This window comes from Pedobacter sp. W3I1, from assembly GCF_030816015.1.
Classification (GTDB): Bacteria; Bacteroidota; Bacteroidia; order Sphingobacteriales; family Sphingobacteriaceae; genus Pedobacter.
The window spans coordinates 3,842,592-3,869,174 of record NZ_JAUSXN010000001.1 but is presented as its reverse complement, the minus strand read 5'-3'; the positions used below and the strand labels follow the sequence as shown (position 1 = coordinate 3,869,174).

Here is a 26,583-nt window from a genome sequence, read left to right as displayed (position 1 = left end):
AAAAACCCTCTAAATGATTCATTTAGGGGGTTTTGTTTTTTTATCGGGTATAAAAGGAGTAATTTTGGATCAAAATTCGTTTAATTTATGAAACGATAAGGCCTGGTGACAGAAATGGATGCCTTCTGCCGCGAACCAAAATATAAACCCAAGGATTAATATGAAATATTCGAAGTTATTATTTGCTTTATTCATACTGATATTTAATTATTCGGGCTTTTCCCAAAGCAAGAAGCCAAACATCATTATTATTCTGGTTGATGATATGGGTTTTAGTGATGTTAGCACATTTGGCGGAAATTTCGTTCCTACACCTAACATAGATCGTTTGGCTAAAAGTGGCTTAGTACTTAACCAATATTATAGTGGTGCACCAATTTGTTCTCCCTCTAGGGTAAGTTTGCTTACAGGAATGTATCCGGGCCGGTGGAACTTTAGTACGTATCTTGACAATAAAAAGCACAACAAAAATGCTGAACAGGCAGATTATCTTGACCCTAAGGCACCATCAATAGCTCGGGTTTTCCAATCTGCAGGCTACACTACCGGACATTTTGGAAAGTGGCACATGGGAGGTGGAAGAGATGTAAATGATGCACCGGGTTTTGAAGAATATGGCTACGATGCTTATGCCAGTACTTACGAAAGCCCTCAACCAGATCCTCTGCTTACCGCCTCCAATTGGATCTGGTCCGATAAAGACAGTATTAAACGTTGGGATAGAACCCAATATTTCGTAGATAAAACCCTCAGTTTTTTCAAAGAAAATAAAAATAAACCACGCTTTGTCAACCTTTGGCCAGATGACGTACACACACCTTGGGTACCATTTGTTGGTGAAGAATATACAGGCAAGTTTCCTATGGGACAAGAGTCTGAGCACGCTTTTAAGCTGGTGCTAAAGGAACTTGATAAACAAGTTGGAAGGTTGATTGACGGATTGAAAGAAATGGGTGAAGACAAGAATACTATCATCATTTTTACCAGTGATAATGGCCCTTTGCCAAGCTTCAAAGGCAGCAGGACTGGCGGTTTGAGGGGTTCTAAATTATCTTTGTATGAAGGTGGAACAAGAATGCCGTTCTTAATCAGTTGGCCTGGGCACATCCCACTGGGGAAAACAGATGCTGTATCTGAAGTAAATGCTATAGATTTATTGCCATCTTTAGCTAAAATGGCAGCCATAAAGTTACCTGCAGATTATAGCGGGGATGGTATTGATCGAAGCAAGGTTTTCGCAGGTTCACCATCGTTGAGAAAGAAGAATATGTTTTGGGAGTATGGTAGAAATGAGATTGCCTTTAAGTATCCGGCGCAGCCCAATAGAAGTCCAAGTCTCGCTGTTCGCTCTGGCGAATGGAAATTGCTTATGAATAGTGATGGCTCTGATGTGCAGTTGTATAATATCGTAAAAGATAGAAGTGAAACTACCGAGCTAAGTGGGAGACACGTTAAAATAACCAATCAATTAAGATCTGAACTGAGTGCCTGGTGGAAATCTCTGCCTAAGCTCAAAAACTAACCTAAGCAAAGAGAAATTCGCTTCTGATCCGGCCCCCAGAACAAAAGAGCACAGGTCCGGCAAGAAGTGTCAAAGGATGCTTTCTACAGCGGTAGGAATTTTAAGTAAGCACTAATGGGTAGAGGATAGTTACGCGTCTCAATAATATTGATAATCCTTAATTCTTTATTTGTCCATCAGTTCAACCCAGGTATTCACCATTTTCTCAATGAGCTCTTTGTTTTCAATTACCTGATCCATTGAATAAAACTTTGCGTAAACCTTTCCTTTTGTGGCAACTTCAAGAAAATCGGATTGAATATTTAGCAGGTCTCCTTTGTGAAAGATAAGTGCAACGTAGTTTTTGATCCTTGGGTTGAAAGTTGCCAGGTCCTCCTTATAGAAAAAGCTAGGGCCTCCCCATTTTACATCCTCTTCTATTTTGGGATTAGCATTAACGATAATGGTCCTTACTGCTTCCAGTTCGGCTTTAAGGGGGTGTTCAAGGTTGGATAAAAATTCTTCTACTTTTTTTGTATTGCTCATAACGATTAAGTGTTAATGGTTGTAACGAAGATCTAAATCTTTTTTACAACCAGGGAGGTGTCAAAGCGACAAATTAACAGGTAGATTGTGCCCTGTGTTAGAAACTATGGCGTGGGAAGACGCTGTACCAAACCTGCTAAGTTATAGCAACCTATTCTGATAGATACAGTCCGCCTTCCATTACGATCACCGATGATCCGCTGACCCAGATTCCCTCATCTACCACTCTAACCTGGATAGTAGATGGTTGATTGACAAATTTTCCTTGTAATATGCTGTAGTCTTTGTGCCTTTCAATGAAGCCAAGCGTTTCAAGGTAACCTGTTAATGGACCAGCTGCCGTTCCGGTAGCCGGATCTTCATCAATACCTATACTTGGATTAAAGAAACGTGCTTCGGCCAGATAACGCTGATCAGGGTGATCGGTCGTAAAAAGATAACAACCCTCAAACCCAAATCTAGTTGAGGCTTGTTTCAAAAGTTTTTTATTTAATACTGCCTTTTCCAGCGCTTCCAGATTTTTGACAGGCACCATCAGGTGACCTACTTCCGTTTTTACGGTCTGAATTGCCCAGCCATTCAAGCTAAGGTCTGCAATATCCAGGCCCACCGCTTCTGCGATCACTTCAGTTGGCGTTGTTCCACCAATTTGAGCAGGTCGCTGCCTCATGCCAACATAAGGAAATCCATCCTTTTCTGCAATTTGCACGGGTATTTGTTCTCCAGCCATCAATACCCAAGTGTTTCCTTTTTGTTCACTAAAGATGTCCCATTTTTTCAGTAGCGCCAGGCATACTGCACCTAACAGGTTATGGCCAGCCCCGGTTATTTCAAATCTTGCCGGCGTGAATGAACGTACATTTAGGGCTTTAGTTCCGGCTGAAAAGTTTATAAATGACGTCTCTGAATAACCAAATTCACGGGCGATATCATAATATTGCTCCAATTTCAGTTCTCCATCCGTACAAACCACCGACAATTGGTTGCCTTTAAATTTTTGGTCTGTAAATACGTCGAGTACATAATAATCTATTTTTTTCATCCCGGATTTTTTAAATAATAAACAAAATTAAAATGCAATTTATTATTTTTATCATCGGTTACAATTGATTAACAGTTACTTTTTGTTAACTATCTCACATCAGCATGGAAAACTCAAGTAAGCAACAGGCCACCTGCGAACAGGAATTGGCCGCTATCAGCGGATAACCTGGAGGTCTTCCCTAAATTTGGGCTTAAATCTTCTCTCGATAATAATCGCAAATGAGTTAAAAGTTTGATGGGATATTATTTCATATCCCGTTTATTCGATTACAACTTTCCGGTCGCTGTTAAACAAATTTAGCTATCAAAGGTGATTTAATCAATTTAATCTTCCTCAAATTACCTGTTCAGATCGCGGTGGGTAACCTTTCATTTTCTGCTGGTTTAATAGGCGACATCAACTGTACTTTTAAATGTCCCCCTGTCTATGATATGTGTAAATATAAAAGCTGCTAAATCAGCGCGCGAGATCTTCGGAATACCACCTAGCGGCAGACCAGTTATATTTCTATATTGTCCTGTTGCTTTGCCGTTTGTTAGTTTTGGTGCGCGAACGATTGTCCAATCTAACCCAGACATCTTTATTATTCCTTCCATCATACGCATATCACTATATATTGGCTTATAGAGCTTTTGTAAAACATTCCGCAATAGAAAAGTCATGATAAACGAGCTGTTAGGCGGGATGTCTAATGCGCCTGAGGAAATACAGATTAGGCGTTTAGAGTTCGACTTCTCCATCATGTTCACAATATTGCGGATACCTGACGAGTACAAGGTGGTTTGCTGGATTTTAGGAATTCCCAGGCAAGAAACTACTGCTTCATGCTCATCAAACTCTTTCTCATAGGTTTTTGGTATTAAAACATCTCCTTTAATAACCTTTAAATTTTGATGTACCATTGTAAAATCATAGGGATTTCTAATGATAGCTGTTACCGTACATCCAGCGTTTAGCGCCTGTTCAATAAAATGTTTTCCAGTTCCACCAGACCCACCAAATACAAGAATTTTTTTCATTTTGTGATATTTTAGTTGAAACAAAGGTATATTTGAACAAACATTTCTGCAAGTACGCACCTAAAAGTAAGTGTAAAATGAACGAAGTTAAAGAGACATCCACCATACAATTAAATAAGCAAACGGTCTTTAAATTATGCCCCGTAACCTATGTTATGGAAAAAATTGGTAGTTATTGGAAGCCCATCATCATCTTCCACCTTATGTCCGGATCGAAACGGTATGGAGAGTTGAAAAAGGCAATGCCCCATATTACGGAGAAGATGCTTGCACAACATTTGAGGCAACTTGAAGCAGACAGACTCATCTCAAGAGTAGCGTTGCCTGTAGTACCGCCACATGTTACTTATAGCCTGACGGATGCAGGGCAGGCTTTGCGGCCAGTGTTATACGCGATGGCAAACTGGGCAATTGAAGACGGGCAAAAAAGGGATGAACCACTTTTTAAAACGATGGAACAATTTCCGGCATAAATTTATGTGGCCTGCCTCCCTGGATATCATAAATCGGACGCTGTTGAACAACTCCACAGCTTGACCATTACCTGGCGGATGGTTACTTGAAATCGTAGGCACACCACCCTTAAATTTATTGACAAATGAATCGATGTTGTGATGATCTTACAGATTCCATACCTTTGTTAAACCCTAATGCTTAAGTATTATATGTCTCCACAGGATATCTTAAAACAACACCTCGCTAAAACCATTACCCTTACAGATGCGGAGTTCGATTATTTTTACTCGCATTTTAAACCGCTTTCATTTAAAAAAGGCCAGGCCATAATCAGTGTAGGCGATCGCGTAGAATGTGAGTATTTTGTGCTGGAAGGATGCCTGAAGACTTTTTATATCAACGACGATCAGAAAATGTTCATCCTTCAGTTTGCAATGCCCACCTGGTGGGCATCAGATTTTAATTCGTTATATAATGGAGATGTGGCAACCATCAATCTTGATTGTGTTACCGATGCAGAAGTGCTGTGCCTGTCAAGTGAGGATAGGGAAAGGCTGTGCAGGGAAATTTATCCATTGGAATACTTTTTCCGCTGGCGTTCTAATAGGGGATATGTAGCTTCTCAGAAAAGGTTACTATCATTTATGAACAACGATGCTAAAACCCGCTATGAAGAATTGCTGGCCATGTATCCTCATCTATATAATATAGTCCCCAAACAGCTCATTGCGGCCTATCTGGGCGTTTCTCGCGAAACATTGAGCCGTTTGTACTAAGGTTTAGCTGTGATGTGTGTCATCCTTATTCCCTAATATCTTAATTTCAGCATTTGTAATCTTCTGGCAGAGAAATGCAATTTTATTTGCCATAAATAAAACGAAACGGTGGCAAACAACAGGGACAAAGCACTGCTTTGTCCCTGAAATTTGGATAATTTATTTCGCGTTTGCTGCTTCTTCAATTACTTTTAATACTTCTTTGGCATTCGAAATCATGATCACGTGGCCTGATGCAATCTCAATGGTTTTGGCTTTCATTCTTTTTGCCATAAAACGTTCCAGATCTGGCGATATCGTTTTATCGTTTGTGGCTACCACATACCAGCTTGGTTTATTTTTCCATGCAGGTGCAGCGCTTTTATCTTCAAATACGGTATGGAAGGCTGGGGTTTGTGTAGCATAAACCAATGCCTGTTGTTTCTGGTTCAGGTCGTTAGCGAATACCGATTTCACGCCCTCCTCAGAGATATAAACAAAACCGTTTGTTGGCGTTAGGTATTTGGTAAGTTCAGTTTTTGGGCCATTTGCAGATACGGCTAAAAGCGATTCGCCTAAATCTGGTCCATAAGCAGCCAGGTAAACCATGCCTACAACTTTAGGATCGTTACCGGCCTGGGTAATCACAAAACCTCCCCAGGAGTGGCCAACCAATATCACTTTACCTTTAACCTGGTTAATTGCTCTTTGGGTAGCGGCAACGTCGTCAGCTAAAGAGGTTATTGGGTTTTGTACAGAAATTACCTGATATCCTTTTGCCTGTAAGGCACTAATTTGATAAGAGAAGCTGGAACCATCGGCCCATATACCGTGTACAAAAATTATGGTTGGTTTTTCGGTATCCGGATTTTGTGCATAGATGCCTGTGTTAAGCACTAAGGCTAATAGTGACAGCGCATAAAATTTTATTGTTTTCATGATTTGTGATTTGGTTTTAAATGGTGATTGTATTAATTAAAAATTAAAAATCCTGAACGGTTTGATCGGATGACAATTTTATAAGGCTGCAGCACCTGCTGCTGCAACTTCCTCATCTTGTTTAAGGGAGCCGCCAGATACACCAATTGCCCCAACAGTTTCGCCCTGGTGGTTTTTTAAAAGTATGCCTCCTACGAAAGTGATCAAACCATCGTTTGAATGTTCAATGCTGTACAGGTCACCTCCGGGTTGCGACTGTTTTCCAATTTCGCCAGAGTTGATGTTAAAAAGGCGTGAGGTTTTTGCCTTCTTTATGGCAATATCAGTAGAACCCAGCATGGCATCATCCATCCGGTAAAAGGCCTTTAGGTTAGCGCCTTCATCTACAATGGCAATGCTCATTGGAATTGCAATTTCTATTGCTTTTGCCTTTGCTGCTGCAATAATGCGGTCTGACTGCGCTGATGTAATGTTCATGATGGAAGATTTTTTGGGAATTAAAGGCTGTATCAGTTCAACTTGTGATACAGCCTTTTTTTTGATATTTATGGATATTATGCTTCCAATAATGCGATTACTTTTTGGGCGGTACCACGTGCAGATGCAGGATTTTGACCGGTTACCAGGTTTCCATCAGCAATGCTATGGTCTGACCATGGCGCTGCTGCATGAAATTTGCCTCCTTGCTCAGTAAGTGCGCTTTCAAGCAAGAACGGAACATCATCCTTTGCATAGTTATTTTCTTCTTCGTTGGTAAAAGAGGTGATATTTTTGTCCTTTAGCAAGAAAGTTCCATCGCTAAGTTTTACATTCAGTAGCGATACCGGGCCATGGCATACGGCACCAACCACTGCTTTTCTTTCGTAGGTCTCGGCAATTACCTTTTTTAACAGTTCATTTTCAGGCATATCAACCATAGGCGCTAAACCTCCTGGAACAAAAATGGCATCATAAATCGTTGCATCTACCTCCGAAAGCTTGCTGTTATGCTGCATTTTTTCCCATCCGCCTTCCTCAAGGAACCGGGCATTGGATGTTTCGTTTTTTGCCTCCATATTATCAAGGTTTGGCACCTCTCCGGTAATACTTGCAAAGTCGATCAGATAACCTGCATCATCAAATGCTACATAAGGGTGGGCTACTTCATCAAGAAATACACCTGTTTTTCTGTTTTTTGGTCCAATTACTTTAGCATTGGAAACGATAATTAATATTTTTTTTGACATGATATGCTGATTAAAAAAGTTTTTTTAAGATGTTAACTTCGCGGATTTCTAAATGTGGAATGATCTGTTCAAGTACCGTTTGTTGATAATGATCAGAAGCTTTGTGTATCTCCACGGCATCAGCATCTACATAGCGCTCATGTAAAATAAGCTCGTTGGCATTCTCTACCGATTGATAGATGTGATAGGAGATATTGCCTGTTTCATTTCTGGTCTTTTCAACCAGTTCTGCCAGCAGCGTCAAAATTCTTGGCGTTTCGCTCTCCTTAATTTTCCATTTTACAATAAGTTCTTTTTCCATGATCATTTCTTTTATGGTTCTAATATTGAATGCTTATGTCATTTTGATTTACCTAACACTCGATCTACAATAATTTCGATGGTGTATCGGTTAGTTGACAGTTCAAAGGTGGGCCTAATAAAAAAGAAATGCGGGTGATGTAAATCACAATCAAAACCGGAGCTGATTATTGTGATTTACATCACTTTAAATGGAGATCAGCATTGTGGATTACTGATAAGGTGGGGCGAGGCTGTTTGAAGGATGTTAATCGGGCCAATAGCTGGCTCTGGTAATTCATTGTGATACCATAGTGAACGAACTTCTGATTTTGTGGACATGATAACCAAGCAAGTTCAATATTAATAATCGATATTTCCGTTCTCCAGATGGGCAATGCGGAATATTTCCCTGGAAATAATGGCGATATTTTCTTTTAGCTCATCCAGACAGCAGTTTATTGTGCCGATAGGAATAGGCAGTCCCATAATTTCTTCTATAAATTCTATTTTTAATGAACGTCCGGAAGTATTTTCAGCACTACCTTTTAAATGTGAAAAAATTTCGCTTGCTTCCTTTTTGTCCCGACCAAGAGAAAATTTGCCATAGGTAATTTTTCCACCTGGACCCTGAAGGCTGATATTAATGGTAAAACGGGTTTCCATAGCTAAACTGTTGTATTTTTACTAAAGGGAATTCAATGCACTATTAATAAAAAGTGCCGCATTTAGCGGCACTTGGGAGATTACTGTATTTCGATCTGTCTGGAGATCGCTTTTGCTTCTTCCTTTTTTGGAATGTTGAGTTTGAGTATACCATCTGTATAAGCGGCCTGGATGCGCTCAGGGTCGGCACTCTCTGGAAGGGTGAATGATCTGGTAAATGCAGCGTAGCTATACTCTCTTCTGTTATAGATTTTGCCTTCACTATTGTTTTCTATACGCTGCTCGGTAGAAATTGTCAGCATATCCCTTTCTACGGATACCTTGAAATCTTCTTTCTTTAATCCAGGTGCCGCAAGTTCGATGTGGTACTCTTCATTTGACTCAGAAATGTTGACAGCAGGTACGCTGCTTAAACGACGGTCGGTAAAAAAGGTATCACCTAATACTGATTCGAAGATGTCATTAAAGCCTGGCAATAATGAACTGTTCTTTTTTTCTGGATTGAATTTAACCAATGTCATAGTTTTTTCTCCTTTTAATGTTTTAATAATAATTGGACTATAAAATCAATTAATTTAACGCTTTAACCTTCTTTTAAAGGTTACATTTCAAGAATATCAAGCGCTGTGCCAAGGCATTTATAGCGCGCTGAAGAACGGTTCTCACTGAAAAAATTTCATAAAAAATGAAATTTTTTCAGTGCCAGCGCTGAAATTTTTTCAGTTTCATGATTGTATTGTAGTTATTTGAGCGTAGATAAGATGCGTCAGAAGCGCCCCTAAACCGTTACAATGCATTAATGGCCCAAGGAGATACCCTTTCAAAGATTTAAGGAGAATGTTTTTATTATATCAATCCGATCGTTTAGTTTGTAGGTCGTTACGATGTGAAAAACAAAAATAATGGCTGGAGCAACAGCTTGAGTTTTTTAAAGACCAGAGCTTAAGTGAAGGTGTATGGATGATTTTAAAAGAAAATCTTGGTCAATAGATCAGTGTCATGGCACTAAAAGGTTATTTTTGATGTTTTTTTTAAAGAAAGCCGGCCTGTAAATTGGTTCAGGCCAGCTCTGTTCTGTTATTCAGAAACCGCTTGTGCGTTTACTGCCCCGACTGCAATTTCGGTCAGCGCGACATCCGTTGCTTTTTCATTTTCCAGTGTCTGGGTTAAAAGTTCAACAACATCATCACGGCCAATATTTTGGGCAAATACCCGTAAGGTTCCATAAGTGGCAATTTCATAGTGTTCCACCTTCTGTGCGGCCAAAATGAGCCCGGCATCGCGGATCATAGTTCCCTTATCTGTGTCCGAAATAATCCCGTTCGCTTCTTCCAGAAGCCCCGCCATCGCATCACATTTTTTTGCTACAGGTTTTTCTTCCAATAATTCAAATACTTCCTCCAGAGTAGCAATGTGTCCCTCTGTCTCTACAGCATGTTTTTCAAAGGCTGCTGCCAGTTCAGGGCTTGTTGATGCCTTTTGAAGTTTCGGTAATGCCTTAGCCAGGTGTTTTTCTGCCCAATAGATATCCTTTAACTCATCGACAAAGAATTCATGAAATTCAGTGTCCTCAATTTTTCCGGTTTTTGCTGCGCCTTTGGCAGCTGCTTTTGTATTTGCCATAATTAATGTTTTTTAAAGGTTGATATCCAATAAACAAGGTGAGCAAGCCAATAGTTTTGATCAATTAAAATTTTAAATGGTAAACTTTTAAAATGGCCGAGGTCGGAGGTTGAGCCAATCGGGGGCATGATGACCATGGATGTTGCCTGTTTCCTCTCCCAATCTGTATTAGGTAAAGGAACAACCGCAATTGTATGACAAAAATGTTCTTAACGGATAGTATAATTCTGAAAATACTTCTAACTTAAGTTTGATTAATACTTGAGCGAAACAGTTGTTTTTTAGCACCTTAGACTAACTCGATCGTCATGCTGAATTTATTTCAGCATCTTTCTGCACATTAAGACCCTGAAATAAATTCAGGGTGACGATAAAGTGCAAATGTCTAAAGATTATTCCTTAAAGGGCAGATTATAATCGAACTGAGGTTTCTAGTAAAAAACATAAATTGTTTGCATGTATTAAACTGCTGAAAAAGATAGTTTTGGAAGAGTCAAAAGGGAGTTATATTTGTTGGAAAAAATCAAATAATATAATTAAATGGGTGATTTATTTCCTTAATTATGCAGTTAGAAAGTCTAAATTTAGCACATGAGCGTACCGATTACGGTTAAAAACAAGATTCAGGAAAATAAGATGCTTAAGGTGTCGCCTTTTAGAAAAGGGGTACGCACCACCGCACCGCATAAGCACAATAGCTATTTCGAAATTATCTATCTATCCAGTGGAACCGGTTATCATTATATAGATTCACAGGCTTTTGAAATCTTTCCCAATAGCGTTTTTTTCGTAAGGAAGGAACAAATGCATTACTGGGAGCTTACATCCGAACCGGAGGGCTTTGTTGCCATCATTAAAAAGGGTTTTATTGATCAGAGTATCGACAGGGAGATTAGCAGGCTATTGCTGCAATTAAGCCGGAATGCCGTATTACAATTGAAAAATGCAGCATCCGTTAATAAGATCTTTCAATTGCTTGTAGATGAGATTGATGTAGCAGGTGATTTATCTAATACAGTGGTAGAAGGATTATTAAAGGCTTTGTTAGCCAAGATCCAGTCGGGAGGGGAACTATTGCCGGCAGGCAGAAAACAAGGTGGCAATGGCCTGTGTTATCAGTTTCGGGAAATTTTGAGTCAGGAAAAACAGTTAAAAAACAGTGTTGCCCATTATGCTGGTAAATTGAATACCTCTCCACAGAACCTCAATCTGGCATGTAAGAAAGAAATGAATATCTCTGCTTCGGTGGTACTTTCAGAATTCATCATCAATGAAGCTAAACGCTTGCTCATCTATACGGATAATACGGTAGCAGAAATAAGCTTCGACCTCAGTTTCAATGACACATCGCATTTCGTGAAGTATTTTAAGCGTTTTACCGGTTTCACGCCCCAAAATTATCGTGCAAGTCTTATTTAATACCATAGTATTTTCAAATGTACCGTGAGAAAAGGAATTTTACCTGCTTCTTTGCGAAACTTAATATCCATTTTATAATAGCAGATCATTAATCATTTTTAGTATACCTTCATGCAACTCTCCAGATTCATCATACTTCTTTTGCTTGTTTTTTTAAGCCTGGGCGTTAAGGCTCAAAATGTTACCCTTAAAGGTGTTCTTGTCGATGAACAGACCAAACAGCCGCTCGAATATGCCAGTATGGCGCTCTTAAAAAAAGCGGATTCGACAGTGGTTGGAGGTGTATTAACCCGGCCAAACGGATCATTCGAGATCAGCAAGCTTCAAGTTGGCCAATATGTATTGAAAATAGCCTACATCGGCTACAAGAACAGGTTTATTCCCGTAAATATTAATGATACAAGAATGGTTAACCTGGGTTCGGTTACGCTCATGCCAACCAGCGAGTTGTTAAACCAGGTGAACATTAATAGTGGGAAGGTTAATGCTTCCAATAAGATCGATAAACAATCTTACCGCGCAGACCAGTTTGAAAGTGCAAAAGGTGGAACCGCAGTTGATGTATTGAAGAACCTGCCTTCTGTTTCTGTTAACGGAGAAGGGCAGATCAGCGTTAGGGGATCAACCGGATTTCTGGTACTTGTGAATGGCAAGCCGGTGCTTACCGATGCACAGACAGTTTTAAGTCAGTTGCCTGCCAACAGCCTGGAAAATATAGAACTGATTACCTCGCCCTCTGCAAAATATGATCCTGATGGAAAGGCAGGTATTATCAATATCGTTACCAAAAAAGGTGCTAACGACGGATTTACATTGACGGCCAATGCACAGGCCGGACTTCCAAGTACAACCGATTATAATAATAAGGAAAAGCCTAAGCGCTTTGGGGGCGATGTTACGCTGAACTTCAGAAAGGACAAATGGGATATCTCTGTAGGTGGGAATTACCTTAGAAATGATAATGCAGGCTATCGTGAAGGGGATGTGTACACCAAGAATTTTACCAATAACACCATTACACGTTTTCCTTCGAACGGAGAACGTAGTTTTGATAAATATAATTACGCAGGCAGATTATCTGCAGTTTATGCCCCAGATAAAAACAACTCCTTTTCTGTTGGTTTTTTTAGTGGAAAGCGTTATCAGGCACGATTGGCAGATCTGGTTTACACCAATAGCACATCAGATCTTTCAACAGGATTGCCAATCAGGTCAACCACTTATTACAATTCTAATCTGCAAACAAAGGAAGGTACATTTACGCTGGGTAATCTGGATTATGTGCACACTTTTGCAGATAAATCTTCACTGAGTGCATCAGTGCTGTATGAAAATGCCAATCTTTATGGCAATACCAGAAACCGGAATCTTGGATATCCCAATACAACTGACACCATTCAGTATGTTTTTAATCCTTATAAGAATCCAATTAATGGCTATAGGTTTAAGTTAGATTACGCCATTAATATTGGCAAGGGGAAACTGGAAAGTGGTTATCAGTTTAGGTATGATACCCAGGACGGGCAGTTTGATTATTTTGTCACCCCTGCAACTTCGCAATTAGACGCCAACCGGTTTAGGGGCAGTGCGAAGGCAAAGAACCAGATCCATTCACTTTACTCACAGTATTCGGGCAAGCAGGATAAACTGGAATACACTGGTGGACTGCGTTATGAATATGCCACCAGAACGTTAAATCTTTCTTATGATCCTGCACCCCATGAGCTAGACCTTTCCAATCTTTTCCCTTCGCTGAACCTGCTTTATAATGTTAACGATGGGCTAAAGTTAAAGGCTGGCTATTCCAGAAGGATTCAGCGTACCAATAATTATGAGCTTAACCCTATACCCGAAAGAGAACACTCAGAAACATTAGAACAGGGCGACCCGGACTTAAAACCATCATTTATCGATTTGGTAGAACTCGGACTGACCAGAAGCTTTAAAAAAGGCTCTTTTTTTACAACCCTCTATTATCAGAACATCAAAAATCCTATACAGCGCGTAAACAGTGTGTATGCTGATACAATCCTGAACAGGGTATTTACGAATGCAGAAAAAGCACAGTCTTTTGGTCTGGAGCTAGGGACCAATCTTCAGCCGATTAAATGGTGGAGCCTATACCTGGGTGGTAACGTTTATAATTATAAGGTGTCTGGAAATTTAAATGTGCTGGGTAGCAGTTCCGTAGTAAATAACGCGAACTGGGTATACTCTATAAATGCTAATACCAGTTTCAAACTGAACAAAACCTGGACTGTGCAGGGAAATGTAAATTATTTATCAAAGCGGCCCACTGCACAGGGCGAAGATTCAAAATTTCTGGTTCCCAATACCGCTGTTAAGAAAACATTTATGGATGGACGTTTTTCTGCAACCCTGCAATGGCAGAACATGGATCTTGGCATGAACCAATCAAACAGGCAACGGATAACAACATTTGGAAAAGACTTTTATACCACTACCAATTATATTTATGAAACCGATGTTTTCTTGCTGAATTTTAGCTTTAACCTGAACAAGCTTACCGGTAAATCTAAACTTCCTACCAGCGAATTCGGCGATAAGGAATTTTAAACCCTCAATAGGAGGGCTCGTTATCAATAATTTAATACAATCTATTTTAAAAACCAGGTTAAATTAGCTGAAAGGTGTGCTTTGTTTTTAGCCGCTATCAGCAAAAGGGATGAAAAGGAGACTATTAATTTAATTATAAATACCTGCTTTTTGGTGACTACTTACCCCTAAAGAAATTATATAATGAGAAAAAGTAGTAAATTGCTACAAGCAAACAGAGGGACATACCTGGCATAATATTGGTGTTTTATTAAACTAAATCAAAAAATATGAATAGAATACATCCATTTTTAACAGTTTTAATTCTTATCGTTTTGGCAATTTTTAATGTAAAAACCGCAAATGCGCAGGACAATAGAAAATATCGCATTGCAAAAATAGAGGTCTTTCCAGCCTATCTTGATGAATATAAATCAGCACTTGCTGAACATGCGGCGGCAGCTGTGAAAGTAGAGCCGGGAGTGCTATGCCTGCAGGCTGTGTATGATAAGACTAACCCGACGAATGTTACCGTTTTCGAAGTTTATTCCAGTGAAGAGGATTATCAATCGCATTTAAAAACTGCACATTTTCTTAAATATAAAAACGGAACGCTGAAAATGGTGAAATCGCTTGAACTGGTTGAAGTGGCACCAATTGGAATCGAAATTAAACCCGAACTCTTAACTAAGGAGAAGATCAAGGATCAATAAGATGGTGATGTGGTTTTCCGGCACCAGGCCTAAATGTCTGAGCTTTTAAGAAAAGCAAATTGAGCCGTAGAATAAAGTCTGGCCACCATGTTTTGATTAGATTTGCCTATCTTGATATATTTTTAGACCTTATCTATGGAACATCCTGAAAAACTAAGAACCATCCATTATTCGGGCATATTCCTTTCCTGCTTTTCTGATTACAGTGAAAAATGTGTTCATGCTACCCCGGAGCATGTGCTTTTGTATTTGTATTCAGGTGAACAGGTTATAGAAGATAGAAATAAGAAAATTACGATACGAGCGGGTGAATGTGCATTCATCAGACGGAACCACAGACTATTAATGTATAAGAACAGTAAGGGCGATGAACTGTATAAGGGTATTTCCTTAACATTCAATCGCAGTATGCTGCGAGAATTCTACGGCAGGGTAAACAAAGCGGATATACCTAAAAAAGCATTCATTCCCGAAGAAAATGTTTTTAAGATCGAACCACGGGCCGATATCACCAGTCTGTTCCAATCATTAACACCTTATTTTAATGACGGCGTAAAGCCGACCGAAGGTGTAGCCAAGTTAAAATTACAGGAAGGAATTTATGCCCTGCTGGACAGCTCTGATATTTACTTTGCAATACTGTTCGACTTTACTGAACCCTGGAAAATGGATATCCTGGAATTCCTTAATGAAAGTTACATGGACGAACTTTCAATGGAGCAGATTGCTGCTTACACCGGACGGAGCCTGGCCACATTCAAAAGAGACTTCAAGAAAATCAGTCCGCTTAGTCCACAAAAATGGCTCATAAAAAAGCGCCTGGAAGCGGCTTACGTTAAACTAAAGGAAGAAGGCAGAAAGGTGCAGGAGGTATATGTTGAGGTTGGTTTTAAAAACCCGTCACACTTCTCCACTGCATTTAAAAAGCAGTATGGATTTCCACCAACGGAGATCTAGATTATCAATCAAAGTTGAGCTTCTCAGAAAAGTAAATTGAGCCCCACAGTAACGTTGCTGCGGGGTTTTCTGGTTAATTTTGCTTCATGAAAGACACAAAGAGAGAAGTTTTATCAGAACATAGTGCAGGCGATATCTTTGAACGGTTAAGAACCGGCGCACCCATCCGGTTGAACGATTCGGAGTATTTCAGAATTAATGAGGTTGTAGGCAAAACCATGAAGATCTCGCAGCAATTGAACAACGCATCCGATATTGATCAGGTACGACATTACTTAGGTGAAATCATCGGCACTGCCATAGAGGAGAGCACCACTGTTTTCACCCCGTTTTACACAAACTTTGGCAGGTTTATCAAGATTGGAAAAAACGTTTTTATCAATCACGCCTGCTCATTCCTTGATATGGGCGGTATCACGATTGAGGATGAAGTACTGATCGGTCCAAGGGTGAACCTGGTCACAGAGAATCATCCATTAGATAAAAATGATAGAAGGGCATTGATGACAAAACCAATCATCATCAAACAACGGGCCTGGATTGGCGCAGGAGCTACCATATTGCCTGGGGTTACCATCGGCGAAAATGCGGTGGTAGCAGCGGGTGCGGTGGTTTCGAAAGATGTGCCCGGAAATACAGTTGTAGGTGGAGTGCCTGCCAGAATGATTAAATCAATTTAATCCGATAATTTATGAAAAAGCAAATCATATTATTGGCAGCGACCGTTTTTACATTTGGTGCCTGTCAGCAATCACCAGAAAAAAAGAAGCAAGAATCCACTAATAAAGTATCAGAAATGGAACTAATATCATCAAAAGATTTCACCACATTTAAAGTGAGTGGCGATATAGACATGTATCGCGTGACTTTTAAAAATCAGTATAAAATGGAAGTCGTTGGGCACTTGTTTGTCCCAAAACATTTTGACAGGCACCAAAAACATCCTGCTTTAGTCGTTGGCCATCCCATGGGGGCGGTAAAAGAGCAGAGCGCCGATCTATATGCTTCAACTATGGCAGACCGGGGTTTTATAACGCTGTCCATCGATCTATCATTCTGGGGAGAGAGTGCAGGCGATACACGAAATGCCGTTTTACCGGATGTATATGCCGAGGATTTTAGTGCCGCTGTAGATTTTCTTGGAACACGTCCGTTTATCGATAAGGAAAGAATAGGTGTGCTTGGGGTTTGTGGAAGCGGAAGTTTTGTCATCAGCGCTGCAAAAATCGACCCTAGAATGAAAGCGGTTGCAACGGTAAGCATGTACGATATGGGGGCCGCCAACCGCGATGCTTTAAACCATTCGCAAACACTGGAACAAAGAAAGCAGATCATAGCCGATGCGGCGCAGCAGCGTTATGTAGAATTTTCAGGAGGCGAAACCAGGTATACAGGGGGAACTGTACACCAGCTGGACGAAAATACACCTCCCATCCAGCGTGAATTTTTCGATTTCTATCGTACTTCAAGAGGGGCGTATACACCAAAAGGAGGATCGCCTGAAACCACCACGCATCCCACGTTAAGCAGCAATACAAAGTTCATGAACTTTTATCCTTTCAACGACATCGAAACCATTTCGCCCCGTCCAATGTTGTTCATTACCGGAGACCAGGCCCATTCCAAAGAGTTCAGTGAAGATGCTTACAAACGTGCAGCACAGCCTAAAGAGTTGTATTATGTAAAGGATGCCGGTCACGTTGACCTATATGATAAAACAGACTTAATTCCTTTTGATAAACTGGAAACCTTCTTTAAACAGTACCTGAAATAACACTTGCCGGTACTTCGATATAAATATAACAAAATGAAAAAAAGGGATCTATCTGTAGCAATAATAGCCATTAGCATCAGTATTTTGGGATTTACTGCCTGCAGCAATCATAAAAAAGAAAATAGTATGAATACAGAAAACAACACAGCTCTTTTTCCAAAAGGAGAAAAGCTATCAAACGACTGGTTTAGCGGTGATGCTTTTTTATCACCATTGGTTGCAAAAGACAGCAACAACAATTTTTCTGCCGGGGCAGTAACCTTTGAGCCGGGCGCTAGAACCAATTGGCATACGCATCCAAAAGGCCAGGTATTGATTGTAGTGGAGGGCAATGGTTTTTACCAGGAAAAAGATAAGCCTGCGCGTGCCATCAAAAAAGGTGACGTGGTAAATATTCCAGCTGACACCGAACATTGGCATGGTGCTTCGGCAAAGGTAAAAATGGTGCATATTGCCATAACCAATTATAAAGATGATGTGCAGGTTACCTGGTTGCAGCCCGTTTCGGATGAGCAGTATAATGAAGTAAATGATTAATTCATGTTCTAATTCTAATCATGAAATACTTAACGACCCTATTTTTTGTCCTGTTATCAGTTTCGCTTTGCCTTGCAAGCTGCGGTAGCGATCCGGCAACCACACGGTCCGGCGGAAATACTAACAGAGGCCAAAACATCAAATCAGGAAATAAAATGAAAATAACCATAGGCACTAAAGTATTTACAGCTACACTGAACGACAATGCGACAGCAAAAGCATTTAAGGCTATGCTTCCCCTTACCCTCGATATGAAGGAGTTAAATGGCAATGAGAAATGTTTTAATCTTTCAAAAAGCCTGACTGTAAATTCTTCAAATCCAGGAACGATACAGAATGGCGACCTGATGATTTATGGTTCAAGTACATTAGTACTCTTTTATAAATCTTTCCCTACTTCATATAGCTATACAAAGATTGGACGTGTAGATAACATTTCGGGCCTGGCAGAGGCTTTAGGTTCTAAGCATGTGACGGTGAAGTATGAGTTGGAATGATCCTATAAGCTTTTTATACGTTAGAATGGAATCCGTCGGATCTCACAGAAATCTCTAATTAAGTTGCTCTGATTCTTAGCAGATGAGTGGAGGCACTTAAACGGCCTGATTCCGATAGTCACACAAGGGTAAATTAAGTAAAAATAAATGGATTTGAATAAATATCCTCTTTGATAAAATAAACCTTTTAGTATATTTGTTGACGAAGATTATCGCCATGTTATCAAAAGCAGAGAAAACAAAACAATTTATTTTAGAAACAGCCATGCCTTTATATAATGAAAAGGGTGTTGCCGGAGTGACTATTGATGATATTCTGGCTGCAACCAAATTAACAAAAGGTGCGCTTTATGGACATTTTGATGGAAAAGACGATCTCTCCTTACAAGTCATAGATTATTCTTTGGATAAAGTCTCTCAACGTATCAGATCAGCGGTTTCAACAAAAAAAACTGTCAAAGCCAAGATTTGGGCATTTATTGATTTTTACAAGGATCCAATCGATACCCTGATTCCGGGCGGTTGTCCCATTTTTAATACTGCTGTTGAAACTGATGATAATTATCCCTGGCTGAAGAAAAAAGTGGCAAAGGTTCTTAGACAAGGTCAGGAGGAGCTTACTGCCCTTCTTCAAAGTGGTATCAACAATGGAGAGTTTACTCCAGAACTTGATCCCGCGAATTTTGCTTTTAAGCTTGTTGCGTCTATTGAAGGTGCGACAGTGATGTGCAGGGCCATGGAAGTCACCAAGCCGATGCTTGCACTGGTAAAAAGCCTGAAAGCAGAATTGGCTCGTTATGAGAAATGAAGCCTTTTTATTTGTTTTAAAATATACTAAAAAGTATAAAATATAAGGTTATTGCAAATTATTTAATCCGTTTTCCAACGGATAAACCCAACTTAAAATCAAAAGAATATGAACTTAAAAGGAAAAACAATACTGATAACCGGTGGTGCATCGGGTATAGGACTTGAAGCTGTAAAACAGTTTTTAGCAATCGGTGCGGAGGTGATTATTACCGGTAGAAACCAGGCAAAACTAGATGCAGCCAAAAAAACTTATCCGGCCATCACTGCCATTAAAAGTGATGCCGGAAACGAAGGTGATGCAAAAGACCTTTTTAATAAAGTAAAAGAACTGGGTGGTATCGATATTTTGTACAATAATGCAGCGGTGCTCGTTCCGCCATCTAATTTAGGTATGGCAAATACTAAACACATGGAAGGTGCTGCATACGAAATGGAGGTTAATTACCTGGGTGTGATCAGGCTAAACAATCTTTTTATGGATATGCTTAAATCCGGGGGAGAGGCTGCGATAATTAATACTACCTCCATACTCAGTCAGGCTCCATCTCTGATTGAGGCTACTTATTCCTCCTCTAAAACTGCACTGGCATTCTATACCATCTCGCTTCGTGAGCATTTAAAAATCATTGGCAGTAAACTAAAGATATTTGAACTTATTCCCCCGCTTGTTGCTACAGAAATGACCGCTGAAAGAAATGATAAAAAAATATCAACTCAAGAGATGGTAAAAGGACTAATTAATGGTTTATCCAAAAACCATTACACGATCCGTGTGGGCGATGCGAAAATATTTAGTCTGATTAACAGGCTTTTTCCGGGAACTGCATTTAATATAATCAATCCAAAGAAAAACCATCAACTTTTACAAAACTAACATGAAAGCATACATCATAAACAAGTATACCAAAGATAGCCTTCAGCTAGTGGATGTTCCAACGCCTAAAGCCGGTGATCATGAAGTTTTGGTCGAGGTTCATGCAGCAGGCGTAAATCTGCTTGACTCAAAAATTAAAACGGGAGAGTTTAAATTATTGCTGCCTTATAAGTTTCCCTTGATTTTGGGGCATGATGTTGCAGGCATTATTACGCAGGTTGGAAAGAATGTAAAGAAATTTAAAGTAGGTGACGAGATTTATTCACGCCCGGCAGATTTTCATATCGGAACATTTGCAGAATATATTGCCATCAACGAAAACGATGTAGCCTTTAAACCCAAAAATTTGACCATGGAGGAAGCTGCCTCCATTCCACTGGTTGCACTTACGGCGTGGCAAGCCTTGGTTGAGCGGGCCAGGTTGAAAGAAGGGCAAAAAGTATTTATCCAGGCAGGTTCTGGTGGCGTTGGAACTATCGCCATTCAGCTGGCAAAACATTTAGGTGCAACAGTTGCCACCACTGCCAGTACCAAAGGTTTTGCTATGGTGAAAGCGCTGGGCGCAGATGTTTTGATTGATTACAAAACACAGGATTTTGAAAAACTCCTTAAAGATTATGATGTGGTACTTAATAGCCAGGACAATAAAACCCTCGAAAAATCACTTAATATTTTAAAGCCAGGGGGCCAGGTAATTTCGATTTCAGGTCCGCCAACCCCTGATTTTGCTAAAGAAATAGGTCTCCCATGGTACTTAAAGGTAATATTATCACTGCTTAGTTTTAGCATGAGGAGCAAAGCAAAAAAATATCATGTCAATTTTAATTTTCTCTTTATGAAAGCCAACGGAAACCAGCTTGCTAAAATTACGGGGTTGATTGAAGCTGAGATCATAAAACCTGTGGTAGATAAGGTATATGCTTTCGGGCAGACAAATGATGCGTTAGCATATATTGTGAGTGGACGTACAAAAGGTAAAGTAGTTATTAAGTTAAAATAGTTTAGGATTGTTCACACTATTTTTAGAATACCGCATATATGATCATGAGGCATCATCTATAACCTGAATTGTTAAAAAGTGTTAAAATATTTTGAAAAAAATGCAACTTTTTTTTGTTTTGAGGCCTAATCAGATAATAAGATCAGAAAACATTTTTTAGAGCAATCATTAATACTTTTGGTTTAGATTATGTCAATACAATTACTACCCGAACCCTTGCGAAAAGGCTTATTTCGCGCACTTTTATTATTAACTTTTTTTGTTGCGACCAAACCGCTTCATGCGCAAAATCAGGATACCCCAAAAGGGACATCGGGATTTTCTGCCAAGCTGATCAACATCGAATCGGCTGTTAACGAACCGTTCCGCTTTTCAGCCTCGCTGCACAATGCATCCGCAAGCCAGCAAGTTTATGAACTCAAGTCGGAATTACCCATAGGATGGCAGATCAGCTACCGTGTGGAGGGCAGTCTGGTTACTTCTGTAAATTTAGCTGGTGGCCAAACCCGGGAGATAGCCATCGAAATTACTGCACCCTACAACGCTGCTGCCAGGAAATACATTATTCCTGTCAAAGCCGTATCATCTTCATCAACGTTGCCGCTACAACTGGAAGCTGTGGTTAAGGGATCTTATGGTGCCAGCCTGGGTACGCCGAGTGGAAGGCTGAGCGAAGAGCTTACAGCCGGTTCTCATCAAGATATTGAGCTTGAGGTGCATAATACAGGCACTTTGCCGCTATCCTCACTAAGTTTTTCTTCACAACTGCCTACTGGATGGGAAGCAAGTTTTTCGCCAAACCAGATTGAAAGGCTGGATGGCGGTAAGAAGGCAACCATTAAAGTAACCCTAAAAGTGCCGGATAAAACAATTGCCGGAGACTATAGTGCCACCTTTACCCTGGGAGGTAACAATGCCAATGCTCAGGCCGCCTTTAGAATCTTTGTTAAAACCTCTGTACTTTCTGGCTGGATTGGTATACTCATTATTGCCCTGGCAGTTTTAGCAGTATACGTGCTTATCCGTAAGTACGGCCGTCGGTAGCCATTTTTTTAAGGAATCTTAAATCTTCAACCAGAAAGATGGAACCTATCATAGATTTAAAGAACCTATGCAAAAGCTATGGTTCGCATGTAGCTGTTTATAAGCTCAACTTAAAGATCCCCCATGGCGAAATATTCGGGTTGCTGGGTCCAAACGGCGCGGGTAAGACCACCAGTATACTCATGATGCTCGGCCTGACTGAACCCGATAGCGGTTCGGCCATTGTTTGTGGTCATGATGCCACACGAGATCCGATTGAAGTAAAAAGAAAGGTAGGCTATATGCCCGATAATCTGGGCTTTTACCCACAGTTGACTGGTCTTGAAAACCTGGTATATATAGCAAGGCTCAACGGGTTGGCTGAAAAGGGTATAACCGAAAATGCCCGTCGAGTTATGGAATTGGTAGGGCTGAAGGCAGCTTCAGATAAGCGTGCTTCAACTTATTCCCGGGGTATGAAACAAAGGCTGGGACTGGCTGAGGTGCTCATTAAAAAACCGAAACTGATTATCCTGGACGAGCCTACTTTAGGGCTAGACCCGAGCGGGGTAAAGGAGTTTCTCGAACTGATTAAATCTCTGCAGCAGGAACAAGGCTTAACTGTATTGCTTTCGTCACACCACCTTCACCACGTTCAGCAGGTGTGTGACAGGGTAGGTATATTCGTGGATGGAAAGTTGCTTGCTACCGGAGATTTGCCTACACTCTCCCGCGAGCTCTTCGGAAACACAGGTGTAGAAACCAGCATTCATCTGACTAAAGTACCAACAGATCCTGATGCACTGAAGGATAAATTCAGTAGTTGGCCGGAATTTAATAATCTGACTATAAGAGGTGCGAACCTGCAATTTAATACCACTCAGGATATCACCCCAAAACTCATTCGCCGGCTTATCGAACTGGGTGCTGACATCCAGGCTGTGAGCCAAAAACAATATGGACTAGATGAGATCTATGAGAAATATTTCGAAAAAAACACAAATTTAACCCCAGAGCATGAAAGCGCTTAGCGAAAGCCATTATTGGGCAACAAATAAAAATAATTCAAAGGAAACTTACCAGCTCAGTCCTTTTAAGGTGATGGTGAGAAAAGAGGTATCGGATCACGTGCGTAGCTGGCGTTTTATCCTGCTGCTTGCTCTGGTGGTGCTCACCTTTTTTGCCTCATTGTACATTTCCATGTCCAACATCCGGGCATCTTTTACCAATACCAACGATCCTGATCATGCGTTTTTTTACCTTAAACTGCTCAGTGCCACAGATGGCTCTATGCCGCCTTTTCATATCCTGATGAGTTTTTTAGCGCCATTGCTGGGTATTACTATGGGCTTCGATGCCATTAATTCGGAACAGAACAGTGGTTCGTTGACAAGATTGTTAGCACAGCCTATATACCGCGACAACATCCTGCTAGCTAAATTCTACAGTGCAATGCTAATTATCGCGACGTTATTTATTTCCCTCACCTTGCTGATGATCGGTGGGGGACTGCTCCTTACCGGGGTAAGGATTGAGCCGCAGGAGCTCTTGAGAATTTTTGGCTTTGCCGCACTCACCATGGTCTATGTCGGTTTTTATTTAAGCTTGTCTATCATGCTTTCGGTTGCTTTTCGCCATGCGGCTACCTCAGCTTTAACTGCGCTGGGCATCTGGTTGTTTTTTACGGTATTTTATCCGATTTTGGTTAATCTGGCGATCAGGGCCTTTTTACCAGATGCAGCTTATCTGACTCAAAGTGAAACTATGGCTTATAATGAGCTGATTATGAATATTATGCGTATTGCCCCCGGGCAGTTATACAGCGATGGTGCAACTACCATGCTGATGCCATCTATCAGAAGTCTCGGGCCATTGAGTATGGAGCAGCTTTCCGGCGCCATTCCTTCACCGCTTCCGTTACGGGAGAGCCTGATGATTGTGTGGCCACAACTTAGCGGACTTCTGGCAGGCACCATTGCTTGTTTTGCGCTCTCTTATTATCTTTTTATGCGCAGAGAAATCAGAAGCTAAGGAGGATTAAATCAAATATCTGTTTAATTCCCTGTCACAAGTCATATATAGTTGCCAATATAAATTTTAAAGCTGTAATTACCTTTGCAGGTTTGGTTTTTAGCCTATAATAACCAAAAGGCAATTTCCGGTAAAAAGATTGGAAGATCAATCCATGCAAGGTTACTTAATTTTACAGACAAGGACCAGATCTGTAATGATTAAACCATCCTTATCAGGAGAACTATAGCGTTTTAAAATGAGGGTTTCAAAGTTGTTTTCCTCCAGGGCTGTAAACAAGTAATCTTCCTTATGGTAATTTACATACACCTGGTCGCCTGTGCTGGATATTTGATACCTCGATTTGTTATTTTCGTCCTCCTCCATAGTACTCAAATAAAAGACACCACCTGGTTTTAACAATTTCGAAACATTTGCAATTAGTTTAATAGCTTCTTGCTGTGTTAAATAGGGCAGGCAAAAGCCGCAGGTTATCCCGTTAAATTTCTCGCTGATGGTGTCAATCTCACGGCAGTCCATAAGTTGAAACTGAGCCTTAGGATTGTTGACCCTGGCAAGCCTGAGCATTTTTGATGACAGATCGATTCCCAAAATTTGGTAATCAGGTTTCTTATCCAACAGGTATTTAGTGATGTTTCCAGGACCGCAGGCAATATCCAAAACAGTGGCATTTTTTGCCGTTATATTATCGAAAAACACCTTAAATGGTTCAGCATATAAACTAACATCCATAAATTTTTCCTGGTATATTTTTGCCGATTTGTCAAATGCTTCAGCAGCCTTTAATATTTTCATGCCTTCATCAGATTGTAAACAATAAAATTAAATAACTTGCACCCTGATCTCAAATTCTTTTGTTTTCGCTTGATCGGATTCTGCTCATGGTTTCCAGCCGTAGTCCAAGGAATGAAGCAATATATCGGAGTGGCACCCGGTTAATCATCCAGGGAAAGGCCTGGAGCAGATGTTTATAACGGCCAGTAGCAGAAGGAATCTGGCAGATAAAGCTCCTGTCATATGCCGCTCTGTAATGAAGCTCCATGATCTTTCTCCCAATGATGTTTGCCTCTGCAAAATTTTCATAAAGCATAGTCGTGAGTTCATGAGGTATGGCGATAAGGTCTACGTCCTCTATCGCCTGAAGGTATTCGTCTGATTCTTCTGCAGTCCATAGATTGCGGATGGTTCCTACAATTTCATATTCCTGGCAGATCCATGAAGTGATCTCGGTTCCCGAGTCCTTGTAAAATCCCCTTACTATTCCTTTTAAAATCAGATAAAGATATCTATTGCGGTCTATTGGGGAGATAATGTACCTGTTCTTGCGGAAACTCACCGGAAAGGTAAGGGCATCGATCAGTACTTCCATTTCTGCAGTCAGGGGGTAAAAGCTATTGTATAAGGCAATAAGTGGAGAAGCGCCGTTATAAGAGTCCCATTTGCTGTTTTCCTGTGCACCGGCCATGTTTGGTTGTTTAGCTTTTCAGATAGATGATAAATTTTCAGATAGATGATAAATGTAGTTAAAAGACTAAACTTATCAAATTTTCGTTTTTTTGGATTAACTACCTCCTTCTTATACTAATAATCTGGTGCTTTAATTTATTTAGTTTTTTTTATGATCACCCAATACCACATCCTGAAGAAATGAGGTATCAAATACCTTAATTCTTTTCCCAATGGCTCCAATCTTTCCGGCATTAATGAATTCTGTGAAAATTTTGAAAAGTGTTTCATAGGTGGTTCCTGAGTAGGAGGCAATATCCTGACGGGATATATCAAGGTTTATTGCGCCATTGCTATCAATGCCAAATTGTGATTGTAAGGAAAGAATCGCATTAGAAATTCTGCCTTTTACCGACATATGGGCCAGATTGCGCATTCGCTCGTGTGACTCCTGAAGCTCGGAAGCAAAAAAGTCCATTAGTTGATAGGTAAGATTGGGATTTACCCTTAAGCTTGATCTAAAGAACTCCAGGTCGATAAAGCATACGGTTGCCTGCTCAAGTGCGGTGGCTGAAACCGGATAAATAGGGTTTTTTCCCAGTCCAAGATGGCCGATAACATCTCCTGGTGTCGCAAACCTGATAATGAGCTCCTTTTCATTGTCCCACTTTTTATGAACTTTGATCGTTCCCGAAAAGACGAAAAAAATGCCGCCTACAGGTTCCGTTTCTATGAATAATTGCTCACCTTTTTTTAATTGAAAATTCTTTTTCTTTTGGGAAACCGCAGGTAGCCAATCTGCTATTACACGGCTGCACAGATAGCAGCTTTTTATATCACACACATTATTGCACTCTTTCATCGGATAGGTCTTACTTCACGCAAAAATAC

30 protein-coding genes are annotated in these 26,583 nt (G+C 40.4%); 17 read left to right on the top strand and 13 right to left on the bottom strand.

The features are described 5' to 3' along the window. The first annotated feature begins 160 nt into the window (after positions 1–160). Complete coding sequence (locus QF042_RS16000) at positions 161–1,522, top strand: sulfatase-like hydrolase/transferase (protein ID WP_307530133.1); 1,362 nt, start codon at positions 161–163, stop codon at positions 1,520–1,522. A 165-nt stretch (positions 1,523–1,687) separates the two neighbouring features. On the opposite strand, the gene QF042_RS15995 is transcribed toward QF042_RS16000, so the two are convergent. The 3 genes from QF042_RS15995 to QF042_RS15985 all read right to left on the bottom strand — a co-directional run bounded on the left by QF042_RS15995 (position 1,688) and on the right by QF042_RS15985 (position 4,111). After that, positions 1,688–2,047: a DUF1801 domain-containing protein gene (locus QF042_RS15995; RefSeq protein ID WP_307530130.1), complete on the bottom strand. Its 360-nt coding sequence runs from the start codon at positions 2,045–2,047 to the stop codon at positions 1,688–1,690. Positions 2,048–2,198: 151 nt separating this feature from the next. Then, positions 2,199–3,089 (bottom strand): PhzF family phenazine biosynthesis protein, encoded by an 891-nt coding sequence (locus QF042_RS15990; protein ID WP_307530128.1) that lies wholly within the window; start codon positions 3,087–3,089, stop codon positions 2,199–2,201. A 386-nt stretch (positions 3,090–3,475) separates the two neighbouring features. Then, complete coding sequence (locus QF042_RS15985) at positions 3,476–4,111, bottom strand: NAD(P)-dependent oxidoreductase (RefSeq protein ID WP_307530126.1); 636 nt, start codon at positions 4,109–4,111, stop codon at positions 3,476–3,478. Between the two features lie 77 nt (positions 4,112–4,188). Between QF042_RS15985 and QF042_RS15980 the strand changes: the two genes are divergently transcribed. Further along, positions 4,189–4,584 carry a helix-turn-helix domain-containing protein gene (locus QF042_RS15980; RefSeq protein WP_307530124.1) on the top strand — a complete coding sequence of 132 codons (396 nt, stop codon included), beginning with the start codon at positions 4,189–4,191 and terminating at the stop codon, positions 4,582–4,584. A gap of 177 nt (positions 4,585–4,761) precedes the next feature. Next, entirely contained in the window at positions 4,762–5,343 is a 582-nt protein-coding gene (locus QF042_RS15975; RefSeq protein ID WP_307530122.1) for a Crp/Fnr family transcriptional regulator, read from the top strand. Between the two features lie 159 nt (positions 5,344–5,502). Here the strand turns inward: QF042_RS15975 and QF042_RS15970 are convergent, their stop codons facing one another. The 7 genes from QF042_RS15970 to QF042_RS15940 all read right to left on the bottom strand — a co-directional run bounded on the left by QF042_RS15970 (position 5,503) and on the right by QF042_RS15940 (position 10,055). After that, positions 5,503–6,261: an alpha/beta hydrolase gene (locus QF042_RS15970; RefSeq protein ID WP_307530120.1), complete on the bottom strand. Its 759-nt coding sequence runs from the start codon at positions 6,259–6,261 to the stop codon at positions 5,503–5,505. Positions 6,262–6,339: 78 nt separating this feature from the next. Continuing rightward, complete coding sequence (locus tag QF042_RS15965) at positions 6,340–6,738, bottom strand: heme-binding protein (protein WP_307530118.1); 399 nt, start codon at positions 6,736–6,738, stop codon at positions 6,340–6,342. Between the two features lie 77 nt (positions 6,739–6,815). Further along, positions 6,816–7,487: a type 1 glutamine amidotransferase domain-containing protein gene (locus tag QF042_RS15960; protein ID WP_307530116.1), complete on the bottom strand. Its 672-nt coding sequence runs from the start codon at positions 7,485–7,487 to the stop codon at positions 6,816–6,818. Between the two features lie 10 nt (positions 7,488–7,497). Then, entirely contained in the window at positions 7,498–7,788 is a 291-nt protein-coding gene (locus QF042_RS15955; protein ID WP_307530113.1) for a putative quinol monooxygenase, read from the bottom strand. A gap of 341 nt (positions 7,789–8,129) precedes the next feature. Continuing rightward, the gene (locus QF042_RS15950) at positions 8,130–8,432 is read right to left on the bottom strand and encodes a hypothetical protein (RefSeq protein ID WP_307530111.1); all 303 of its coding nucleotides are present in this window, start codon (positions 8,430–8,432) and stop codon (positions 8,130–8,132) included. Positions 8,433–8,512: 80 nt separating this feature from the next. Continuing rightward, positions 8,513–8,953 carry an Hsp20/alpha crystallin family protein gene (locus QF042_RS15945; RefSeq protein ID WP_307530109.1) on the bottom strand — a complete coding sequence of 147 codons (441 nt, stop codon included), beginning with the start codon at positions 8,951–8,953 and terminating at the stop codon, positions 8,513–8,515. A 556-nt stretch (positions 8,954–9,509) separates the two neighbouring features. Continuing rightward, positions 9,510–10,055 (bottom strand): ferritin-like domain-containing protein, encoded by a 546-nt coding sequence (locus QF042_RS15940; RefSeq protein WP_307530108.1) that lies wholly within the window; start codon positions 10,053–10,055, stop codon positions 9,510–9,512. A 591-nt stretch (positions 10,056–10,646) separates the two neighbouring features. Between QF042_RS15940 and QF042_RS15935 the strand changes: the two genes are divergently transcribed. The 14 genes from QF042_RS15935 to QF042_RS15870 all read left to right on the top strand — a co-directional run bounded on the left by QF042_RS15935 (position 10,647) and on the right by QF042_RS15870 (position 24,246). Next, positions 10,647–11,474, top strand: coding sequence for a helix-turn-helix domain-containing protein (locus QF042_RS15935; protein ID WP_307530106.1), 828 nt, complete (start codon positions 10,647–10,649; stop codon positions 11,472–11,474). Between the two features lie 111 nt (positions 11,475–11,585). After that, positions 11,586–14,051, top strand: coding sequence for a TonB-dependent receptor domain-containing protein (locus tag QF042_RS15930; RefSeq protein ID WP_307530104.1), 2,466 nt, complete (start codon positions 11,586–11,588; stop codon positions 14,049–14,051). A gap of 269 nt (positions 14,052–14,320) precedes the next feature. After that, positions 14,321–14,743 carry a putative quinol monooxygenase gene (locus QF042_RS15925; protein ID WP_307530102.1) on the top strand — a complete coding sequence of 141 codons (423 nt, stop codon included), beginning with the start codon at positions 14,321–14,323 and terminating at the stop codon, positions 14,741–14,743. 135 nt (positions 14,744–14,878) lie between these two features. Further along, on the top strand, positions 14,879–15,700 hold the full coding sequence (locus tag QF042_RS15920) for an AraC family transcriptional regulator (RefSeq protein ID WP_307530100.1): 822 nt from the start codon (positions 14,879–14,881) through the stop codon (positions 15,698–15,700). A gap of 86 nt (positions 15,701–15,786) precedes the next feature. Further along, entirely contained in the window at positions 15,787–16,380 is a 594-nt protein-coding gene (locus tag QF042_RS15915) for a DapH/DapD/GlmU-related protein (RefSeq protein WP_307530099.1), read from the top strand. 11 nt (positions 16,381–16,391) lie between these two features. Beyond that, on the top strand, positions 16,392–17,474 hold the full coding sequence (locus tag QF042_RS15910) for an alpha/beta hydrolase (RefSeq protein ID WP_307530097.1): 1,083 nt from the start codon (positions 16,392–16,394) through the stop codon (positions 17,472–17,474). 33 nt (positions 17,475–17,507) lie between these two features. Next, complete coding sequence (locus QF042_RS15905) at positions 17,508–18,011, top strand: cupin domain-containing protein (protein ID WP_307530095.1); 504 nt, start codon at positions 17,508–17,510, stop codon at positions 18,009–18,011. Between the two features lie 20 nt (positions 18,012–18,031). Further along, positions 18,032–18,508 (top strand): cyclophilin-like fold protein, encoded by a 477-nt coding sequence (locus QF042_RS15900; protein ID WP_307530093.1) that lies wholly within the window; start codon positions 18,032–18,034, stop codon positions 18,506–18,508. A 199-nt stretch (positions 18,509–18,707) separates the two neighbouring features. Continuing rightward, positions 18,708–19,316 carry a TetR/AcrR family transcriptional regulator gene (locus QF042_RS15895; RefSeq protein ID WP_307530091.1) on the top strand — a complete coding sequence of 203 codons (609 nt, stop codon included), beginning with the start codon at positions 18,708–18,710 and terminating at the stop codon, positions 19,314–19,316. A gap of 108 nt (positions 19,317–19,424) precedes the next feature. Beyond that, on the top strand, positions 19,425–20,192 hold the full coding sequence (locus QF042_RS15890) for an SDR family oxidoreductase (RefSeq protein WP_307530090.1): 768 nt from the start codon (positions 19,425–19,427) through the stop codon (positions 20,190–20,192). 1 nt (position 20,193) lies between these two features. Further along, a complete protein-coding gene (locus tag QF042_RS15885) occupies positions 20,194–21,192 on the top strand; it encodes an NADP-dependent oxidoreductase (protein ID WP_307530088.1) in 999 nt (332 codons plus the stop codon). 189 nt (positions 21,193–21,381) lie between these two features. After that, entirely contained in the window at positions 21,382–22,236 is an 855-nt protein-coding gene (locus QF042_RS15880) for an NEW3 domain-containing protein (RefSeq protein ID WP_307530086.1), read from the top strand. A 38-nt stretch (positions 22,237–22,274) separates the two neighbouring features. Next, positions 22,275–23,246, top strand: a complete 972-nt coding sequence (locus tag QF042_RS15875; protein WP_307530084.1) for an ABC transporter ATP-binding protein — start codon at positions 22,275–22,277, stop codon at positions 23,244–23,246. Further along, positions 23,233–24,246 carry an ABC transporter permease gene (locus tag QF042_RS15870; protein ID WP_307530082.1) on the top strand — a complete coding sequence of 338 codons (1,014 nt, stop codon included), beginning with the start codon at positions 23,233–23,235 and terminating at the stop codon, positions 24,244–24,246. Before QF042_RS15875 ends, QF042_RS15870 begins: the two co-directional genes overlap by 14 nt. A gap of 162 nt (positions 24,247–24,408) precedes the next feature. On the opposite strand, the gene QF042_RS15865 is transcribed toward QF042_RS15870, so the two are convergent. From QF042_RS15865 to QF042_RS15855, 3 genes are all read right to left on the bottom strand, one after another. Beyond that, the gene (locus QF042_RS15865; protein WP_307530080.1) at positions 24,409–25,041 is read right to left on the bottom strand and encodes a class I SAM-dependent methyltransferase; all 633 of its coding nucleotides are present in this window, start codon (positions 25,039–25,041) and stop codon (positions 24,409–24,411) included. 49 nt (positions 25,042–25,090) lie between these two features. Beyond that, positions 25,091–25,711, bottom strand: a complete 621-nt coding sequence (locus QF042_RS15860; protein WP_307530078.1) for a Crp/Fnr family transcriptional regulator — start codon at positions 25,709–25,711, stop codon at positions 25,091–25,093. Positions 25,712–25,852: 141 nt separating this feature from the next. Continuing rightward, positions 25,853–26,554 (bottom strand): Crp/Fnr family transcriptional regulator, encoded by a 702-nt coding sequence (locus QF042_RS15855; protein WP_307530076.1) that lies wholly within the window; start codon positions 26,552–26,554, stop codon positions 25,853–25,855. Between the last annotated feature and the right edge of the window lie 29 nt (positions 26,555–26,583).

Excerpts from the sequence above, each read along its gene's own strand:
- QF042_RS15955 (WP_307530113.1), bottom strand. The coding sequence starts at position 7,788 with ATGGAAAAAGAACTTATTGTAAAATGGAAAATTAAGGAGAGCGAAACG.
- QF042_RS15970 (WP_307530120.1), bottom strand. The coding sequence starts at position 6,261 with ATGAAAACAATAAAATTTTATGCGCTGTCACTATTAGCCTTAGTGCTT.
- QF042_RS15975 (WP_307530122.1), top strand. The coding sequence starts at position 4,762 with ATGCTTAAGTATTATATGTCTCCACAGGATATCTTAAAACAACACCTC.
- QF042_RS15915 (WP_307530099.1), top strand. The coding sequence starts at position 15,787 with ATGAAAGACACAAAGAGAGAAGTTTTATCAGAACATAGTGCAGGCGAT.
- QF042_RS15875 (WP_307530084.1), top strand. The coding sequence starts at position 22,275 with ATGGAACCTATCATAGATTTAAAGAACCTATGCAAAAGCTATGGTTCG.
- QF042_RS15950 (WP_307530111.1), bottom strand. The coding sequence starts at position 8,432 with ATGGAAACCCGTTTTACCATTAATATCAGCCTTCAGGGTCCAGGTGGA.
- QF042_RS15965 (WP_307530118.1), bottom strand. The coding sequence starts at position 6,738 with ATGAACATTACATCAGCGCAGTCAGACCGCATTATTGCAGCAGCAAAG.
- QF042_RS15940 (WP_307530108.1), bottom strand. The coding sequence starts at position 10,055 with ATGGCAAATACAAAAGCAGCTGCCAAAGGCGCAGCAAAAACCGGAAAA.
- QF042_RS15865 (WP_307530080.1), bottom strand. The coding sequence starts at position 25,041 with ATGAAAATATTAAAGGCTGCTGAAGCATTTGACAAATCGGCAAAAATA.
- QF042_RS15855 (WP_307530076.1), bottom strand. The coding sequence starts at position 26,554 with ATGAAAGAGTGCAATAATGTGTGTGATATAAAAAGCTGCTATCTGTGC.
- QF042_RS15910 (WP_307530097.1), top strand. The coding sequence starts at position 16,392 with ATGAAAAAGCAAATCATATTATTGGCAGCGACCGTTTTTACATTTGGT.
- QF042_RS15980 (WP_307530124.1), top strand. The coding sequence starts at position 4,189 with ATGAACGAAGTTAAAGAGACATCCACCATACAATTAAATAAGCAAACG.
- QF042_RS15945 (WP_307530109.1), bottom strand. The coding sequence starts at position 8,953 with ATGACATTGGTTAAATTCAATCCAGAAAAAAAGAACAGTTCATTATTG.
- QF042_RS15900 (WP_307530093.1), top strand. The coding sequence starts at position 18,032 with ATGAAATACTTAACGACCCTATTTTTTGTCCTGTTATCAGTTTCGCTT.
- QF042_RS15935 (WP_307530106.1), top strand. The coding sequence starts at position 10,647 with ATGAGCGTACCGATTACGGTTAAAAACAAGATTCAGGAAAATAAGATG.
- QF042_RS15880 (WP_307530086.1), top strand. The coding sequence starts at position 21,382 with ATGTCAATACAATTACTACCCGAACCCTTGCGAAAAGGCTTATTTCGC.
- QF042_RS15985 (WP_307530126.1), bottom strand. The coding sequence starts at position 4,111 with ATGAAAAAAATTCTTGTATTTGGTGGGTCTGGTGGAACTGGAAAACAT.
- QF042_RS15870 (WP_307530082.1), top strand. The coding sequence starts at position 23,233 with ATGAAAGCGCTTAGCGAAAGCCATTATTGGGCAACAAATAAAAATAAT.
- QF042_RS16000 (WP_307530133.1), top strand. The coding sequence starts at position 161 with ATGAAATATTCGAAGTTATTATTTGCTTTATTCATACTGATATTTAAT.
- QF042_RS15960 (WP_307530116.1), bottom strand. The coding sequence starts at position 7,487 with ATGTCAAAAAAAATATTAATTATCGTTTCCAATGCTAAAGTAATTGGA.
- QF042_RS15890 (WP_307530090.1), top strand. The coding sequence starts at position 19,425 with ATGAACTTAAAAGGAAAAACAATACTGATAACCGGTGGTGCATCGGGT.
- QF042_RS15920 (WP_307530100.1), top strand. The coding sequence starts at position 14,879 with ATGGAACATCCTGAAAAACTAAGAACCATCCATTATTCGGGCATATTC.
- QF042_RS15990 (WP_307530128.1), bottom strand. The coding sequence starts at position 3,089 with ATGAAAAAAATAGATTATTATGTACTCGACGTATTTACAGACCAAAAA.
- QF042_RS15930 (WP_307530104.1), top strand. The coding sequence starts at position 11,586 with ATGCAACTCTCCAGATTCATCATACTTCTTTTGCTTGTTTTTTTAAGC.
- QF042_RS15905 (WP_307530095.1), top strand. The coding sequence starts at position 17,508 with ATGAAAAAAAGGGATCTATCTGTAGCAATAATAGCCATTAGCATCAGT.
- QF042_RS15860 (WP_307530078.1), bottom strand. The coding sequence starts at position 25,711 with ATGGCCGGTGCACAGGAAAACAGCAAATGGGACTCTTATAACGGCGCT.
- QF042_RS15925 (WP_307530102.1), top strand. The coding sequence starts at position 14,321 with ATGAATAGAATACATCCATTTTTAACAGTTTTAATTCTTATCGTTTTG.
- QF042_RS15995 (WP_307530130.1), bottom strand. The coding sequence starts at position 2,047 with ATGAGCAATACAAAAAAAGTAGAAGAATTTTTATCCAACCTTGAACAC.
- QF042_RS15885 (WP_307530088.1), top strand. The coding sequence starts at position 20,194 with ATGAAAGCATACATCATAAACAAGTATACCAAAGATAGCCTTCAGCTA.